The sequence below is a fragment of the Kribbella antiqua genome (assembly GCF_004345665.1).
Lineage (GTDB): Bacteria > Actinomycetota > Actinomycetes > Propionibacteriales > Kribbellaceae > Kribbella > Kribbella antiqua.
On sequence record NZ_SLWR01000005.1, the window covers coordinates 381508 to 398231 of the forward strand.

The 16724-nt window shown below is 68.2% G+C and carries 12 protein-coding genes; 6 read left to right on the forward strand and 6 right to left on the reverse strand.

Going from position 1 to position 16724, the window contains the following annotated elements; genetic code table 11:
• Nucleotides 1–6: 6 nt before the first annotated feature.
• The 6 genes from EV646_RS17125 to EV646_RS17150 are packed head-to-tail and all read right to left on the reverse strand — an operon-like array spanning nucleotide 7 to nucleotide 6867.
• A complete protein-coding gene (locus EV646_RS17125) occupies nucleotides 7–825 on the reverse strand; it encodes a bifunctional allantoicase/(S)-ureidoglycine aminohydrolase (RefSeq protein ID WP_132149579.1) in 819 nt (272 codons plus the stop codon).
• Nucleotides 822–2156: an allantoinase AllB gene (gene allB / locus EV646_RS17130; protein WP_132149581.1), complete on the reverse strand. Its 1335-nt coding sequence runs from the start codon at nucleotides 2154–2156 to the stop codon at nucleotides 822–824. The genes EV646_RS17125 and allB overlap by 4 nt, the downstream gene beginning before the upstream one ends.
• Nucleotides 2153–3319, reverse strand: coding sequence for a glycerate kinase (locus tag EV646_RS17135; protein WP_241996089.1), 1167 nt, complete (start codon nucleotides 3317–3319; stop codon nucleotides 2153–2155). The genes allB and EV646_RS17135 overlap by 4 nt, the downstream gene beginning before the upstream one ends.
• A 53-nt stretch (nucleotides 3320–3372) precedes the next feature.
• Entirely contained in the window at nucleotides 3373–5148 is a 1776-nt protein-coding gene (gcl, locus tag EV646_RS17140) for a glyoxylate carboligase (protein ID WP_132149585.1), read from the reverse strand.
• Nucleotides 5148–6032 carry a 2-hydroxy-3-oxopropionate reductase gene (locus tag EV646_RS17145; RefSeq protein WP_132149587.1) on the reverse strand — a complete coding sequence of 295 codons (885 nt, stop codon included), beginning with the start codon at nucleotides 6030–6032 and terminating at the stop codon, nucleotides 5148–5150. Before EV646_RS17145 ends, gcl begins: the two co-directional genes overlap by 1 nt.
• A 22-nt stretch (nucleotides 6033–6054) precedes the next feature.
• A complete protein-coding gene (locus EV646_RS17150) occupies nucleotides 6055–6867 on the reverse strand; it encodes a hydroxypyruvate isomerase family protein (protein ID WP_132149589.1) in 813 nt (270 codons plus the stop codon).
• Between the two features lie 181 nt (nucleotides 6868–7048).
• Here EV646_RS17150 and EV646_RS17155 point away from each other — a divergent pair, with 181 nt between their 5' ends.
• The 6 genes from EV646_RS17155 (at nucleotide 7049) to guaD (ending at nucleotide 16611) form a co-directional block, all read left to right on the forward strand.
• A complete protein-coding gene (locus EV646_RS17155) occupies nucleotides 7049–8581 on the forward strand; it encodes a PucR family transcriptional regulator (protein WP_132149591.1) in 1533 nt (510 codons plus the stop codon).
• A gap of 153 nt (nucleotides 8582–8734) precedes the next feature.
• Nucleotides 8735–10660, forward strand: a complete 1926-nt coding sequence (uraD, locus tag EV646_RS17160) for a 2-oxo-4-hydroxy-4-carboxy-5-ureidoimidazoline decarboxylase (protein ID WP_132149593.1) — start codon at nucleotides 8735–8737, stop codon at nucleotides 10658–10660.
• Entirely contained in the window at nucleotides 10657–12126 is a 1470-nt protein-coding gene (locus EV646_RS17165) for a xanthine dehydrogenase small subunit (protein ID WP_132149595.1), read from the forward strand. The genes uraD and EV646_RS17165 overlap by 4 nt, the downstream gene beginning before the upstream one ends.
• Nucleotides 12123–14486, forward strand: a complete 2364-nt coding sequence (xdhB, locus tag EV646_RS17170; protein ID WP_132149597.1) for a xanthine dehydrogenase molybdopterin binding subunit — start codon at nucleotides 12123–12125, stop codon at nucleotides 14484–14486. Before EV646_RS17165 ends, xdhB begins: the two co-directional genes overlap by 4 nt.
• A gap of 17 nt (nucleotides 14487–14503) precedes the next feature.
• Complete coding sequence (gene xdhC, locus EV646_RS17175) at nucleotides 14504–15325, forward strand: xanthine dehydrogenase accessory protein XdhC (RefSeq protein WP_277875118.1); 822 nt, start codon at nucleotides 14504–14506, stop codon at nucleotides 15323–15325.
• Nucleotides 15322–16611, forward strand: coding sequence for a guanine deaminase (guaD, locus tag EV646_RS17180; protein ID WP_132149599.1), 1290 nt, complete (start codon nucleotides 15322–15324; stop codon nucleotides 16609–16611). Before xdhC ends, guaD begins: the two co-directional genes overlap by 4 nt.
• The last annotated feature ends 113 nt before the right edge of the window (nucleotides 16612–16724 follow it).

Sequence of the window (16724 nt, forward strand, 5' to 3'; positions counted from 1 at the left end):
TATGTGTTAGATGGACAGTTTGGGATGGCGGTTGACGTCCTTGTACAGGAGGTAGCGGAAGGGGCCGGGGCCGCCGGCGTAGCAGGCTTGGGGGCAGAAGGCGCGGAGCCACATGAAGTCGCCCTCCTGGACCTCGACCCAGTCCTTGTTCAGGAGGTAGACCGCCTTGCCTTCGAGGACGTAGAGGCCGTGCTCCATCACGTGAGTCTCGGGGAACGGGATCACCCCGCCGGGCTCGAAGCTGACGATGTTGACGTGCATGTCATGGCGCACGTCGTCGGGGTCGACGAATCGCTGCGTTTTCCACTTACCGGAAGTGCCCGGCATCTCGACACCCTCGACGTCGACCTCGTTCGTGACGAAGGGTTCGGGGACGTCGATGCCCTCGACCCGCTCGTATGCCTTCCGGATCAGGTGGAACCGGGCGACCTGTTCGCTGGTGTTGTGCAAGGTCCAGTCGGCGGACGGCGGCAGGAACGCATACCCGCCGGCCCCGAGATCGTGCTTCTCCCCGCTCACAGTCAACGTAACGTTGCCTTCGACAACAAATAGCACAGCCTCGGCGCCGGGGTCGGTCTCGGGCTTGTCGCTACCGCCGCCGGGTGCGACCTCGACGATGTACTGCGAGAACGTCTCGGCGAAGCCGGAGAGCGGCCGGGCGATCACCCACAGCCGGGTGTCTTCCCAGAACGGCAGCCGACTGGTGACGATGTCGCGCATGGTGCCGCGCGGGAGTACGGCGTACGCCTCGGTGAAGACGGCACGATCGGTGGTGAGGTCGGTCTGCGCGGGCAGCCCGCCGGTCGGCGCGTAATAGCGCGTCATGCTTGTCCTCCTGTGAGCAGCCGTCCGCGTGGGTTGGCATCGACTGGCTCGCCACGCAGCCAGGTGCGTCGTACGACGCCGTCGAGCTGCCGTCCGTCGTACGGTGTGAGCGCGTTCTTGTGATGCAGGGTGTTGACGTCGACCACGAAGGTCTCGTCCGGTGCGAAGATGGAGAAGTCCGCGTCGTACCCGAGCTCGATGCGGCCTTTGTGCTGAAGGGCGGTCTGCCAGGCCGGGGCCTGGCACATCCAGCGGGCGACGTCGGACAGGGTGAAGCCGCGGCGGCGCGCGCCGGTCCAGACCGCGGGCAGGCCGAGTTGGAGCGACGCGATGCCGCCCCAGGCCGCGCCGAAGTCACCGGTGTCGAGGCGTTTGAGGTCGACCGTGGATGGCGAGTGGTCGGAGACGACCAGGTCGATCACGCCGTCGCGGAGGCCGTCCCAGAGCTGCTCGCGGTTTTCCGCATCGCGGATGGGTGGGCAGCATTTGTACTGGGTCGCGCCGTCGGGGATCTCCTCGGCGCTGAACGTCAGGTAGTGCGGACAGGTCTCCGCGGTGATCCGGACGCCGTCCCGCCGCGCCTCGGCGAGGATCGGGAGTACGTCGGAACTCGACACGTGCAGGATGTGGACGCGGCAGCCGGTCCGGCGGGCGAGCTCGATGACGTCGGCAACGGCTTTGTTTTCCGCATCGCGAGGGCGGGATTCCACAAAGGCCTGGTAGCTCGGTCCCTGTGGAGGCGGCGCGCTGTCGATGCCGTGGGCGTCCTCGGCGTGCACGATCAGGAGGCCGTCGAAGCTCGCGATCTCCTGCATGACAGGTTCGAGCTCGGTTTGGCCGAGTGGCGGGAACTCGTCGACGCCGGAGTGCAGCAGGAAGCACTTGAAGCCGAAGACGCCGGCGTCGTGCAGCGGTCGCAGCTGGCTCAGGTTGCCGGGGATCGCACCGCCCCAGAAGCCGACGTCGACGTACGCCTGGCTGATCGCGGTCTTCCGCTTGAGGTCGAGCGCCGGTACGTCGCAGGTCGGCGGGATGCTGTTGAGCGGCATGTCGATGATCGTGGTGACACCACCGGCCGCCGCCGCTCGAGTCGCACTGGTGAAGCCTTCCCATTCGGTGCGCCCCGGGTCGTTGACGTGGACATGCGAGTCGACCAGGCCGGGCATCAGCACTTCGTCGTCGGTCAGCACGATTTCGTCGCTGCTGACGAGCTCTGCGTCGTACGGCGCAACCGTCACGATCCGGCCGTCCCGCACGCCCACAGCGCGGGGCACCTCACCGGCGGTGCTCACCACTCGGCGAGCCCTGATGACGAGGTCCAGCGTTGTCATACGGCGCCCCTCTCGGTTGTTGTCATCGTAGATCGGGGCAGGTGGTCGGCCGCTAGCTGTTCACCAAGTTGCCGGAGCAATGGGACGGGGTCGGCGATACATCGACGTACGTCGGGCTCGAGGTCAGTCAGCGCGTACGCCGCGAGAACACCAGCCTGCTCGAGTCGCGCAACATCCAACCGGTTGGTGCCGCAGACAGCGACCACCGGGATCCCGGCCTCTGCAGCCGCAGCGGCCACCCCGGCGACCGCCTTGCCATGCAAAGTCTGCTCGTCGAGCGCGCCCTCACCGGTCACGACGAGGTCCGCACCGGCGAGCTGCTGGTGGAAGCCGACCAGGTCGAGCACAAGCTCGATTCCAGGGCGCAGCTGAGCGCCGAGCAGCGCGAGGGCGGCGAAGCCCACTCCACCCGCCGCACCGGCGCCTGGCGCGTGCCGGAGATCGGCTGCTGCTCCTGCGGGTTCACGGCGGGCGCGGGCCACCAGGTCTGCCCAGTTGGTGAGGGCGGTGTCCAGTTCCTCCACCTGCGCAGGACTGGCGCCCTTCTGCGGTCCATACGTTGCCGCTGCGCCGGACGGGCCGGTCAGGGGGTTGTCTACGTCACAGGCGACGACGACCTCGACGCCAGCAAGTCGCTCGGTGAGCTCTGTCAGCTCGACGGTCGCCAGCGCGCTCAAGGCAGCGCCGCCTTCGGTCAGCTCCGCGCCGTTGGCGTCGTACAGCCTGGCGCCTAGCGCGCGGACGAGTCCGGCGCCGCCTTCGGTGGAGGCGCTGCCGCCGACGCCGAGGATTACGCGGGTGCAGCCGGCGTCGATCGCCGCGGCTATCAGCTCGCCGGTTCCGTACGAGGTCGCGGTCATCGGGGCGGGGATTCCACCGGGCAGTCGGATCAGCCCGGAGGCGTCGGCCAGCTCGACGACAGCGACCTCGCCGCGCCGGGCGAACCCACTTCGCACCGGCTCGCCGGTGGGACCGCTGACCGTCACCGGGACCAGGTCGAAGCCCGCGGCGACGGCGGCGGCGAGGGTGCCGTCGCCGCCGTCGGCCACTGGTACTGCGTCCACGATCGCGTCCGGGTGAACTCGTCGTACGCCGGAAGTCACCGCGGCCGCGACCTCGGCGCTGGTGAGCGTGCCTTTGAACTTGTCAGAGGCAACAACCACCCGGGGGCGTTGGCGTGCAGACGCCGTCGGCGCCAGAAGGTCAGCGGGACGCATCAGCCGAGCAGGGCGACTGCGGTGGGGGCGTCCTCGGGGCGTTCGGCCAGGTCCTCGAATTCGGTGACGTTGTCGATTTCGAGGCCCATGGAGACGTTGGTGACGCGTTCCAGGATGATTTCGACGATGACCGGGACCTGGTGTTCGACCATCAGCTTCTTGGCCTGTTCGAGCGCCGGCAGGATGTCGTCGGGCTCGGACACCCGGATCGCCTTGCAGCCAAGGCCTTCCGCGACCTTGACGTGGTCGACGCCGTACCCGTTGACCTCGGGACTGTTGATGTTCTCGAACGACAGCTGCACGCAGAAGTCCATGTCGAAACCGCGCTGCGCCTGCCTGATCAGCCCGAGGTACGAGTTGTTCACGACCACGTGCACGTACGGGATGTTGAACTGAGCCCCGACCGCGAGTTCCTCGATCAGGAACTGGAAGTCGTAGTCGCCCGACAGCGCCACGACGGTCGCGTCCGGGTCCGCAACCGCGACTCCCAGCGTGGCCGGGATGGTCCAGCCGAGCGGTCCGGCCTGACCGGCGTTGATCCAGTGCCGCGGCCGGTAGACGTGCAGCATCTGCGCGGCCTGGATCTGCGACAACCCGATGGTGCTGACGTAGCGGGTGTCGGGTCCGAAAGCCCGGTTCATCTCCTCGTACACGCGCTGCGGCTTGATCGGCACGTTGTCGAAGTGCGTCTTGCGCTGCAATGTCGTACGACGCTCTCGGCACTCGGCTGCCCAGGCAGAACGATCGGTCAGCCGGCCGGCGGCGGCCCATTCGCGCGCGACCTCGACGAAGACCTCGAGGGCGGCGCGAGCGTCGGAGACGATGCCGTAGTCCGGCGCGAACACCCGGCCGATCTGGGTCGGCTCGATGTCGACGTGGATGAACTTCCTGCCCTCGGTGTACGTCGCGACCGAACCCGTGTGGCGGTTGGCCCAGCGGTTGCCGATGCCGAGCACCAGGTCAGACGCCAGCAGGGTCGCGTTGCCGTACCGGTGCGAGGTCTGCAGACCCACCATGCCGGCCATCAGGCGGTGGTCGTCCGGGATCGTTCCCCAGCCCATCAGCGTCGGTACGACGGGGATGCCGGTGAGCTCGGCGAACTCGACCAGCAGCTCGGCCGCGTCGGCGTTGACGATCCCGCCACCGGCCACGATCAGCGGCCTGTGAGCACCGCTCAAAAGCGAGAGCACCTTTTCCGCCTGTGCCTTCGTCGCGGCGGGACGGGCCACCGGCAGCGGCTCGTAGGTGTCGATGTCGAAGTCGATCTCCGTCAGCTGGACGTCGAGCGGCAGGTCGATCAGCACCGGCCCAGGACGGTCGGAACGCATCAGCTGGAAGGCCTTCTGGAACGTGCCCGGCACCTGGGCCGCCTCCATCACCGTGACAGCCCACTTCGCGACCGGCTTGGCGATCGAGGAGATGTCGACGGCCTGGAAGTCCTCCTTGTGCAGCTTGGCCACCGGCGCCTGCCCGGTGATGCACAGGATCGGGATCGAGTCCGCGGATGCCGAGTACAGCCCGGTGATCATGTCGGTGCCGGCGGGTCCCGACGTACCGACGCAGATCCCGATGTTGCCGGCCCGCGCCCGGGTGTAGCCCTCGGCCATGTGCGAGGCGCCCTCGACGTGGCGGGCCAGCACGTGCTTGATCCCGCCGTGCTTCTTCATCGCGCTGTAGAAGGGGTTGATCGCGGCGCCGGGCAGACCGAACGTCTGCGTGGCGCCCTCCTTCTCCAGGATCAGTACGGCGGCATCGACCGCGCGCATGCGTGCCATCAGCCCGACGCCTTTCCGGACAGGCGCTCCACGCCGCGCAGCAGAGACGAGTGGTCGAGGCCACCGTCGCCGTTCACGCGGGCCGAAGCCACCAGTTGAGCCACCAGCGAGCCGAGCGGTACGACGACCCCGGCCTCGCGTGCGGCCGCGGTGACGATGCCCATGTCCTTGTGGTGCAGGTCGATCCGGAAGCCGGGCTGGAAGGAGCGCGACAGCATGTTCTCCTTCTTCTGGTTCAGCACCGCCGAGCCGGCCAGGCCGCCACCGAGCACGTCAAGTGCTGCCTTGGTGTCGACGCCGTACGCCTCGAGGAAGACGACCGCCTCGGCGACCGCCTGGATGTTGGCGGCGACGATGAGCTGGTTGGCCGCCTTGACGGTCTGGCCGGAGCCGCTCGGGCCGACGTGGACGACGGTCTTGCCGACCACGTCGAAGATCGGCTTGGCGGTCTCGAAGTCGTCGGCGTTGCCGCCGACCATGATCGAGAGCGCGGCATTCTTGGCTCCTGCCTCGCCGCCGGAGACCGGGGCGTCCAGGATCCGGAAGCCCAGGGCCCGAGCCTGTTCGGCGAGCTGCTGGGTGACGTCGGGGCGGATGCTGGAGAAGTCGATGATCAGCGAGCCGGTCTCGGCGAGCTGGAAGACGCCGCCCTCCGCGGCGAGCACCTCCTCGACGTCGGGCGAGTCCGGCACCATCACGCAGATCACGTCGGCGCCCTTGACGGCGTCGGCAAGCGAGGTCGCGGCGCGACCGCCGGCCTCGACGAGCGGCCTTGCGCGCTCGGCGCTGCGGTCGAGGCCGACAACGCTGTGACCGGCGTTGGCCAGGTGCACAGCCATCGGGCTCCCCATGATGCCGAGGCCGATGAAGGCAATATTCGTCATATCCAAATCTCCAAACGTGGTGTCAGCGACGTGCGCGCGGCAGCCAGCTGAAGCTGTCGACGGTGGTGGTGGACGGCTTGTACTCGAGGCCGACCCAGCCGGAGTAGCCCTGATCCGCGAGTACGGCGAGCTGTCTCCTCAGCGGGAGGGTCCCGGTGCCGGGCTCGTTGCGGCCGGGGGCGTCGGCGATCTGCACGTGGGCGATCCGGTCGGCGTACTGCGTGATGACCCGATCGACGTCGTCGCCGTTGACCGCCAGGTGGTAGAGGTCCGCGAGCAGCCCGACATTCCGTTCGTCGTACGCCGCTTGCACGCGATCGATGACGGCGATCGCGTCGGCGGCGGTCCGCAGTGGGTACCGCTCCGCGCCGCTGACCGGCTCCACGAGGACCGTGCCGTCGATCCGGGCTGCGGCTCGGGCGGCTGCGCCGAGGTTCTCGACCGCGAGGTCGTCCTGTTCCTTCGCGGAGTGGCCGGTCTCCCGGTTGCCGTAGAGGGCGTTGAAGGCCCGGCAACCGAGTCGCTCACCGATGCCGATGGTGACGTCGATGTTGTCCCGGAACTCACTCGACCGCTTCGGCCAGGACACCAGGCCGCGGTCGCCGCCCGGCATGTCGCCGGCGAAGAAGTTCAGCCCGGTCAGCTGGACGCCGGCGTCCTCGATGGCACTCACGAACGCATCGACGTGCCGCTCCGGCGGCACCGCCTCGACGAACGGCCACCAGAACTCGACGGCACCGAAACCGGCCCGCTTGGCGGCTGCCGGGCGCTCCAGCAGCGGAAGCTCGGTGAACAGGATCGAGCAGTTCACCGTGTAGCGCAGCGCGTCACTCATGGCATTCTCGACTTTCCGTATTGCGGAAATCTGTTTCTGCTTTGCGAAAAAACCATAGACTCGGCATCGTGACCCCGTCAAGGTGCGTCGCAGTTCCCGCCGCGCCGCGCGCGTTGTACGTTCCTCTGAGAACCGGTGATCTCGAGGTGCCGGTCGGTGTACCGGCCGGAGGAGGTGCGTCGTGCTGCTGTCGGAGTTGCTCGACGCGCCGGAGCTGGGACTTCGGCTGCTGCACGCGACCGAGGACGCGCTCGACCAGACGATCGGGCGGCTGGTCACCACGGACCTGCTCGAGCCCGGCCGCTACCTGAGCGGCGGCGAACTGGTTCTCACCGGACTGGTCTGGCGTCGGAGTGAAGCGGACAGCGAGACCTTCGTGTCGTCCATGGCCGGGCGCGGCGCCACCACGATCCTGGCCGGCAAGGCGCTGCTAGGCGCCGTACCGGACGACCTGCTCGAGGCCTGCCGCCGCCATCAGGTCACCCTCGCCGAAGTGCCCACCGAGGTCGCCTTCGCCGATGTCACCGAATACGTCGCCGCCGCGGGCTCGGTCGAGACTGGCGCCCGGCTGTCCGCGAGTCTGGTCCGTCAGCGCCAACTGCTGTCGTCGATCGCCTCCGGCCGCAGTCTCGACGAGCTCGCCGACCGCATCTCGGCCGAGATCGGCCACGACTGCCGAGTCATCACGCCCACCGGCCGGCACGTCGTACCCGGGCCTGGCGAGTTGGACGAAGAGATTCTCGACGTCATCTCCCGGCGGTTCCTCACCGCGGATCGCACTCCGGCGGTTGCCGATGCCGGCGGTACGTCGTACAGCCTCTTCCCAGTGGGATCGGGCCTGGGCAACCGCCTGACCGCCTGGGTGCTGGTGATCGAGGGCAACCACACGCGGTGGACACGCGACCATGTCGAGGCGGTGCAGGAGCTGTGCGCGATCGCCGCTCTCGATCGAGCGCGGCGGGACGAGGGCCGGCTCGCACTGCGACCACTCGCGGCGGATGCACTGGCCTTGGTCGAGAGCGGCGCACCCCACGTCGAGGTCGCGACGACGCTGCGGCAGGCCGGTGCGCGGTCGGATCTGCCGATGGTCGTCGCCGTGGCCGAGCTGCGAGACGAGGGAGCGAGCGAGGTCGCGATCACGCTGCTCGAGGACGTCGCGCTCACGGTCGGTCCGGCCGTGGTGGCACCGGGCCGAGACGGCGTACTGGTCGCGTTGCTGCCCTTTGTCCCCGGGCTACCTGACCAACTACGCAGGGCCTTCGGGCGGCTCTCGCCCGGGCTCGTACGCGCGCGACTCGGGGTCGGTGTGAGCGGTGAGACCACGGTCGACGCGTTGGCGGGCGCGCTCGAGGAAGCGCGGTTCGCCCATCGAGTAGCCCGGGCCGCGACGACACCCGTCTCGGTGGTGACGTCGGACGAGGTCGCCTCGCATGTGCTCCTGCTCGCCACGTTGCCCGACGACGTGCGGCGTACGTACACCCATCGCGTACTCGGGCCGGTGCTGGAGCACGATCGCCGTACGCATGCCGACCTGCTCGCCACGTTGCAGGAGTTCCTCGCCTGCGACGGCTCGTGGTCGCGGGCAGCGGAAGCACTGCACTTGCACGTGAACACTGTTCGCTACCGGATCGAACGCGTGGAGCAACTGACCGGACGCGATCTGTCCCGGCTCGAGGACCGGGTCGACGTGTTCCTGGCGCTCAAGTCGCTCTGAACCCTCTGGTTTGGGTGATCGCACAAAACGAGGGCTGCCGGACTGCGCGATCTTCGGAGGTTCGCGGGGTGCAAACGGGGTTGGCCGGAGCCCAAGCTGTCGTGCAGATCACCAAAACGCCGCGCCCCCGAGCCCCACCGAGGAAGGTGCCCGATGAAGGCAATCCTGCGACCCGGCCGCCGCGCCAACCGCCACCCAGTCGACGAGGTCCTGCCCCCGGGCAAGCTCGCAGTTTACGGTTTCCAGCATGTACTGGCGTTCTACGCCGGTGCCGTGATCGTACCGATCCTGCTGGCGAACTCGATCGGACTGAGCACAGAGCAGCTCATCCACCTGATCAACGCCGACCTGTTCACCTGTGGCATCGCCTCGATCATCCAGTCCGTCGGGTTCTGGAAGGTCGGCGTCCGGCTCCCGCTCCTGCAGGGCGTGACGTTCACGGCGGTGTCGCCGATGATCGCGATCGGCCTGGCTGCCGGCGGTGGCACCGACGGCCTGCTGGTCATCTACGGCGCGGTGATCGTGGCCGGCCTGGTCACCTTCTTCCTGGCACCGTTCTTCAGCAAGCTGATCCGGTTCTTCCCGCCAGTCGTGACCGGCTCGGTGATCACGATCATCGGTCTGGCGCTGCTGCCGGTGGCCGCCGCGGATGCGACCGGCGGTGCCGGCCCGACGTCGGATCCGACCAGCGGCAAGAACCTGGCCTACGCGCTCGGGACGCTCGCGCTGATCGTGCTGATCCAGCGGGTGTTCAAGGGGTTCATGGCGACGATCGCCGTACTGGCCGGCCTGGTTGTGGGGACCTTGGTCGCCTGGGCGTTCGGGGACGCACACTTCTCCGCGGTGGGTGAGTCCGGTTGGGTCGGTGTCACGACGCCGTTCAACTTCGGCTGGCCGCAGTTCTCGATCGCAGCGATCATCTCGATGGTCGTGGTCATGCTGATCACCGCGGTGGAGACGACTGGTGACGTCTTCGCGACCGGCGAGATCGTCGAGAAGCGGATCGGCCGCGAGGATGTCGCCCGGGCCCTGCGCGCCGACGGTTTGGCCACCACGATCGGCGGTGTCTTCAACTCCTTCCCCTACACGTGTTTCGCCGAGAACGTCGGTCTGGTCCGGCTGACCCGGGTGAAGAGCCGGTGGGTGGTGGCGGCGGCCGGGGCGATCATGATCCTGCTCGGTCTGCTGCCCAAGGCAGGCGCGATTGTTGCCGGCATCCCGCACCCCGTGCTGGGCGGTGCCGCTCTGGCGATGTTCGCCACTGTCGCCGTCGTCGGCTTCCAGACGCTGGCGAAAGTCGACTTCCACGACCACCGGAACGTCGTCATCGTCGCGACCAGCGTCGGTCTGGCCATGTACGTCACGGCGCAGCCGCAGGTCGCGCAGGCGGTGCCGGGCTGGGCCGAGATCATCTTCGGCAGCGGCATCACGCTGGGCAGCCTGACCGCGATCCTGCTGAACATCGTCTTCCATCATGTGGGCAAGGACTTCGGCCCTGCGGTCGCCGGGCAGCCGGGCGACTCGATCCGGCTGGACCAGGTGAACAAGATGAGCCGCGAGGAGTTCGTGGAGACGTTCGCCGGACTGTTCCAGGGCCCGCGCTGGATGGTCGAGCGGGCTTGGGAGATGCGGCCCTTCACCGACACCCACGCGCTACGCCGCTCTTTCCAGGAAGCACTGTTCTCCGGGTCGCACGAGGAGCAGCGCCAACTGATCGAGTCGTACCCGCAGCTCGGCTCGCAGTTCGTCGCCGACGGCCTGAGCGGCGAGGCGTCGCTGCGGGATCAGTCCGCGCATGGCCTGACCTTCCTGGCCGAGCCGGATCGCGACGAGCTGACCGCGATCACCGAGGCCTACCGCGAGCGCTTCGGCTTCCCGCTGGTGATCTCGGTCCGCGATGCGGATTCCTTCGACCGGATCGTGGAACAAGGCCGGGAGCGCCTGGGCAACTGCGAGAACCAGGAGCACGCCGCCGCGTTGCTCGAGATCGCGAAGATCGCCGGCTTCCGCTTCGACGACTTCCTCCAGGACGCGAACCCCATCCACAGCGCACGAACCCGCTGGAGCAGCAGCCGATGAGTACGACGATTCACCCAGAGCCGCAGCTTGACCGCTCGATCACGGTCAACGGCTCGCCGACGGCGCTCGGTAACGTCGCCGTCCACACGACCGCGCTGGACTGGCTGCGCGATCGCGGCCTGACCGGAGCCAAGGAAGGCTGTGCCGAGGGCGAGTGCGGCGCGTGTTCCGTACTCGTCGCCCGGCCTGGGACCGACACCCCGACGGAGTGGACCGCGGTGAACGCGTGCCTGCTGCCGGTTGCGTCGCTCGATGGCCAGGAGGTCATCACCTCCGAGGGCCTGGGCTCGCCTGCCGACCTCCACCCGGTGCAGCAGGAGCTCGCCGTACGGGGTGGGTCGCAGTGTGGCTTCTGCACTCCTGGGTTTGTTTGCAGCATGGCTGCTGAGTTCTACCGCTCTGGGCGTACGACGGCCAACGGGCATCGCGATCACGAGCATGGCCCTAACGGGTTCGACCTGCATGCGCTGAGCGGGAACCTATGTCGGTGTACGGGTTATCGGCCGATTCGGGATGCGGCGTACGCGCTGGGTGAGCCGACGGCGGATGATGCGCTGGCGGCGCGTCGGCTCGCACCGCCGCCTCCGCCGGCGGCTACAGCGATGGAGGTCGACGGAGCGGAGTTCCTTCGGCCGGCCGAGCTGGACGACGTACTCGAGCTGCTGGCGGAAAGCCCTGAGGCGCAGATCGTGGCGGGGTCTACCGATGTCGGCGTGGAGGTAAATATCCGTGGTGTCCGGAAACCGCTCATAGTTGCTATCGATCGGCTTTCCGCGTTGCGGGAGTTCGATTTCGGGCCGGACGAGGTGCGCATCGGCGCGGCGATGACGCTGAGCGAGATCGAGCGACTGCTCAAGGGACGCGTACCGCTGCTGGCGCAGCTGTTCCCGCAGTTCGCCTCCCGCTTGATCCGCAACGGCGCGACGATTGGCGGCAACCTCGGCACCGCGTCGCCGATCGGCGACACCCCGCCCGCACTGCTGGCTCTGGAAGCCTCGCTCGTACTCGCGTCCCGCCGCGGCGAGCGGGTCGTGCCGCTGGCGGACTACTTCACCGGCTACCGGCAAACCTCGAAGGCTCCCGACGAACTCATCCGGTCCGTCCTGATTCCGCTGCCGCTCGAGCCGTTGACTGCCTTCCACAAGATCGCCAAGCGGCGCTTCGACGACATCTCGAGCGTGGCCGTCGGATACGCCGTCGACGTCGAGGATGGCGTCGTACGGCGGGCAAGGATCGGGCTCGGCGGAGTCGCCGCCACTCCGCTGCGCGCGCGGGCAACCGAAGACGCGCTGATCGGCCGGCCGTGGACCGAGCGGACCGTCCGCGAGGCGGCTGCGGTGATGGCGGCCGAGGGTACGCCGATGGACGACCACCGGGCGAGTGCGTCGTACCGCTCGGCAATGCTCGGCCAGTCGTTGCTCCGCTTCTACGCCGAGAACGCCAGCCGGGAGGAAGCCAGCGCATGAGCCAGCTGTCCGAACGACCTCAGCAAGCCGTTGTCGGATTGCCGCTTCCGCACGAGAGCGCTGCTCTCCACGTCACCGGCAAGGCGCTCTACACCGACGATCTCGTCGTACGCACTCGTGATGTCCTGCACGCCTGGCCGGTCCAGTCGCCGCATGCCCATGCCGAGATCACTGCTCTCCGAGTAGAGCGGGCGTACGACGTACCGGGCGTGGTGCGGGTTCTCACCGGAGCGGACGTGCCCGGGGTCAACGATGCCGGGGTGAAGCACGACGAGCCGTTGTTCCCGACCGAGGCGATGTTCTATGGACACGCCATTTGCTGGGTACTGGGAGAGAGTCTGGAGGCTGCCCGCCTCGGCGCCGCGGCCGTTGAGGTGGAGTACAAACCGCTCCCCTCGCTGGTAACGGTCCGCGAAGCGATCGCCGCGGGCAGTTTCCAAGGCACCGGACGGCACTTGTCCCGTGGTGACGTCGACGAGGCTTTCCGCGATGCGGAGCATGTCTTCCACGGCGAGTTCGAGTTCGCCGGCCAGGAGCACTTCTACCTCGAGACCCATGTCGCGTTGTCACTGGTCGACGAGGCCGGTCAGATCTTCGTCCAGAGCAGCACGCAGCACCCGTCCGAGACGCAGGAGATCGTCGGGCACGTTCTCGGCGTACCGAGTCACGAGGTGACCGTGCAGTGTCTCCGGATGGGCGGAGGTTTCGGGGGCAAGGAGATGCAGCCGCACGGGTTCGCCGCCATCGCCGCGCTCGGGGCGACGTTGACCGGCCGGCCCGTGCGGCTGCGGCTCAACCGCACGCAGGACATGACGATGTCCGGCAAGCGCCACGGCTTCCACAGCGAGTGGCGAGCGGGCTTCGACGGCGAGGGCCACCTGGTGGCACTCGACGCGACCCTCACCGCCGACGGCGGCTGGAGCCTCGACCTCTCCGAGCCGGTCCTCGCCCGCGCGATGTGCCACCTCGACAACGCCTACTGGATCCCCAACGTCCGCGTCGACGGCCGGATCGCCAAGACGAACAAGACGTCGCAGACAGCGTTCCGCGGCTTCGGCGGACCGCAGGGCATGATCGTCGTCGAGGACATCCTCGGCCGCTGCGCACCTTTGCTCGGGTACGACGGGATCGAACTCCGGCGACGCAACCTCTACCGGCTGAACGACACCACGCCGTACGGGCAGCCGGTTCGTCACGCCGACCGGCTCGAGTCCTGCTGGAGCCAGGTGTCGGAGAACGGTGACGTCGTACGGCGGCGCGCGGAGATCGAGCGTTTCAACGCAGAGCACCCGCACCGGAAGCGGGCGTTGGCGATGACGCCGGTCAAGTTCGGCATCTCGTTCAACCTGACCGCGTTCAACCAGGCCGGGGCTTTGGTGCACGTCTACAAGGACGGCTCGGTGCTGATCAACCACGGCGGCACCGAGATGGGCCAGGGCCTGCACACGAAAATGCTGCAGGTAGCGGCGACGACGTTGGGCGTACCACTGGCTCGGGTACGGCTCGCCCCGACGCGGACCGACAAGGTGCCGAACACCTCGGCCACAGCGGCTTCGTCCGGAGCGGATCTGAACGGCGCAGCGATCAAGAACGCCTGCGAGCAGATCCGCGAACGCCTCGAGCAGGTCGCCGGCGGCCGCCTCGGCATCAGCCCGCGCGACGTGCGGTTCGTCGACGGTTCCGTGCGCGGCCTGACGTTCGACGGCGAGAGTTTGCGCTGGGAGGAAGTCGTCCACGACGCCTACATGCAGCGCGTCCAGCTGTGGGCGGCGGGCTTCTACCGAACCGAAGGGCTGCACTGGGATGCCAACGCGATGCGCGGCGAGCCCTTCAAGTACTTCGCGTACGGCGTTGCCGCGGCCGAAGTCGAGGTGGACGGGTTCAGCGGCGCCTACACGTTGCGCCGGGTCGACATCGTCCACGACGTCGGCGACAGTCTCAGCCCGTTGATCGATGTCGGCCAGATCGAGGGCGGCTTCGTCCAGGGAGCGGGCTGGCTGACGCTCGAGGACCTTCGCTGGGACGAGAGCGACGGCCCTCATCGCGGCCGGCTCGCGACTCAGGCCGCGAGTACCTACAAGCTGCCGAGCTTCTCGGAGATGCCTGCGGAATTCAATGTCCGCCTGCTGGAAAAGGCGCACGAGGACGGTGCTGTGTACGGCTCGAAGGCGGTCGGTGAACCGCCGCTGATGCTCGCGTTCTCGGTGCGTGAGGCGTTGCGCCAGGCTGCGGCGGCGTTCGGTCCTTCCGGGACGAGTGTCGACCTTCCGTCGCCGGCGACACCCGAGGCCGTCTATTGGGCACTGGAACAGGCCCGGTCGTCGGTCCGCGTGGAGCAGCTCGAGGCGAGTGGAGTGTGACGGCCGAAATGGAATGGATGAAGGCGGTTTCGCGGCTTCGCTCACAACGGCAGCCTGGGGTGTTGGTCACCGTGATGTCTGTTCGAGGGCATGCCCCTCGGGAGGCCGGCGCCAAGATGGTGGTCTCCGCGGAACGGACTTGGGCCACGGTCGGCGGCGGCAATCTGGAGGCGCTTGCCGTTGAGCGTTCCCGCGCGATGATCGGGGCGGGTGTTGTTGAGCCGGAGGTTCTCGAGGTCGCGTTGTCGGACAAAGCGCCGTACCAGCATGGGGTTCAGTGTTGTGGTGGCGAGGTGAAGCTGTTGCTCGAGCCGTTGCCGGTGGTTCCGTCCGTGGCGATCTTCGGAGTGGGGCATGTCGGGCTCGAGCTCGCGCGGATCCTGGCTCGGCATGACATCGAGCTGCATCTGATCGATTCGCGTCCCGATCAGCTGGTGGCCGAGCGGCTCGCCGTACTCGATGATGCGGTGGCCAATGTCCACGTGCACCACGTGCCGGTGCTGCCGGAGCTAGTTGTCGGTGAACTGCCGGCGGGTACGCATGCGCTGGTGATGACGCATGACCACGCGGAGGACGCGGCGCTGTGCGATGCCGCCATCCGCCGGGGCGATCTGGCCACGATCGGGTTGATCGGCTCGAGCGCCAAGTGGACGCGGTTCCGCCGCAAGCTCGCCGAGGACGGCAACACCGACGAGGCGATCGCCCGGATCACCACGCCCATCGGCCTGCCGGAGCTCACCGGCAAGGAGCCGGCCGTCATCGCGGTCAGCGTGGCGGCCTGGCTGCTCCAACTATTCGTTGCCGAGCGCAACCCTGTTCACCGTGAGGCGAAGGCATGACGATATTCCGAGGAACCTTCCTCGACACCCCGGACAACCCGTTCACCGGCGGCGGCCTGCGGGTCGACGCCGACGCCGCACTGCTGGTCAGGGACGGCGTAATCGTTGCTCGAGGCCCCTTTAGCGACGTACGACGGGCGCACCCGGCCGAGGACATCGTCGACCTGACGGGCGGCGTGGTCTTGCCTGGGTTCGTCGACACCCACGTGCACTTCCCGCAGATCCGGGCGGTCGGCGGGCTCGGCCTGCCCTTGCTGGAATGGCTCGATCGCTATGCGCTGCCCGAAGAGGCTCGGATGGCGGACACCGGCTACGCGGCGGGGGTCTCAGCCGAGTTTGTCCGCGGCCTCGCGGCTGCGGGCACCACTAGCGCGCTGGTGTTCGGCGCTCATTATGCCGATGCGGTCGACACGCTGTTCGCCGCCGCCTCTCAGGTCGGTCTGCGGATCACGAGCGGACTGGTCGTGAGCGATCGGCTGTTGCGGAAGGACCTGCTCACGACGCCGGAACGCGCGTACACGGAATCCCTGGCCTTGGCGGAGCGCTGGCACGGCGTCGGTCGCAACCGGTACGCCGTGACGCCGCGCTTCTCGCTGTCGTGTACTGACGACCTCCTCGCGGTCTGCCGCCGGGTGCTGGACGAGGTTCCCGGCTCGCTGTTCACCTCGCACGTCAACGAGAACGAGGCGGAGATCGCGGTTGTCGGCGAGCTGTTCGGCGGCAGCGACTACGTGAGCACGTACGACCGGCACCGGCTGATCGACCACCGGGCTGTGCTCGCGCACAACGTCCACCCGATCGACGTCGAGCTCAAGATGCTCGCCTTGGGTGGTGCGGCGGTCGCTCATTGCCCGACGAGCAATGCCGCGTTGGGCAGCGGGTTGTTCCCTCTGGCTCGGCATGTGCAGTACGGCGTACGCGTCGCGCTCGGGTCGGACGTCGGGGCCGGCACGGGGTTCTCGCTCTTGAAGGAGGGGCTGCAGGCGTACTTCGTCCAGCGGCTGCTCGGGGAGCACGGTTGCCCGCTATCTGCGGCGCACCTTTTGTACCTGGCAACGTCTGCTGGTGCTGAAGCGCTTGGGCTGCACGAGGTCGGCGACCTGAGCGTCGGCAAGCGTTTCGACGCCCAACTGCTGCGCCCTGCCGACGGTTCCCCCCTAGCCGTCAGCGTCGAACACGCCGACGACGCCGAAGAAGCCCTGGCCCGAATCTTCACCCTAGGCACCCCCGCCGACGTCCACGCCGTCTGGATCAACGGAGACCTCCTGCACCCCGAGCGCCCTTAACCGCCACGCATACGCCGACCAGGCGCACGCCGTCACCTCGGACACCGACCAGCCGGACGCCGGGCAGGCCGTACGCCGGGCAGGCGTACGCCGGCACGCGCACGCCGGCGCCT

Excerpts from the sequence above, each read along its gene's own strand:
- EV646_RS17125 (WP_132149579.1), bottom strand. The coding sequence starts at position 825 with ATGACGCGCTATTACGCGCCGACCGGCGGGCTGCCCGCGCAGACCGAC.
- allB (WP_132149581.1), bottom strand. The coding sequence starts at position 2,156 with ATGACAACGCTGGACCTCGTCATCAGGGCTCGCCGAGTGGTGAGCACC.
- gcl (WP_132149585.1), bottom strand. The coding sequence starts at position 5,148 with ATGGCACGCATGCGCGCGGTCGATGCCGCCGTACTGATCCTGGAGAAG.
- EV646_RS17145 (WP_132149587.1), bottom strand. The coding sequence starts at position 6,032 with ATGACGAATATTGCCTTCATCGGCCTCGGCATCATGGGGAGCCCGATG.
- EV646_RS17150 (WP_132149589.1), bottom strand. The coding sequence starts at position 6,867 with ATGAGTGACGCGCTGCGCTACACGGTGAACTGCTCGATCCTGTTCACC.
- uraD (WP_132149593.1), top strand. The coding sequence starts at position 8,735 with ATGAAGGCAATCCTGCGACCCGGCCGCCGCGCCAACCGCCACCCAGTC.
- EV646_RS17165 (WP_132149595.1), top strand. The coding sequence starts at position 10,657 with ATGAGTACGACGATTCACCCAGAGCCGCAGCTTGACCGCTCGATCACG.
- xdhB (WP_132149597.1), top strand. The coding sequence starts at position 12,123 with ATGAGCCAGCTGTCCGAACGACCTCAGCAAGCCGTTGTCGGATTGCCG.
- xdhC (WP_277875118.1), top strand. The coding sequence starts at position 14,504 with ATGAAGGCGGTTTCGCGGCTTCGCTCACAACGGCAGCCTGGGGTGTTG.
- guaD (WP_132149599.1), top strand. The coding sequence starts at position 15,322 with ATGACGATATTCCGAGGAACCTTCCTCGACACCCCGGACAACCCGTTC.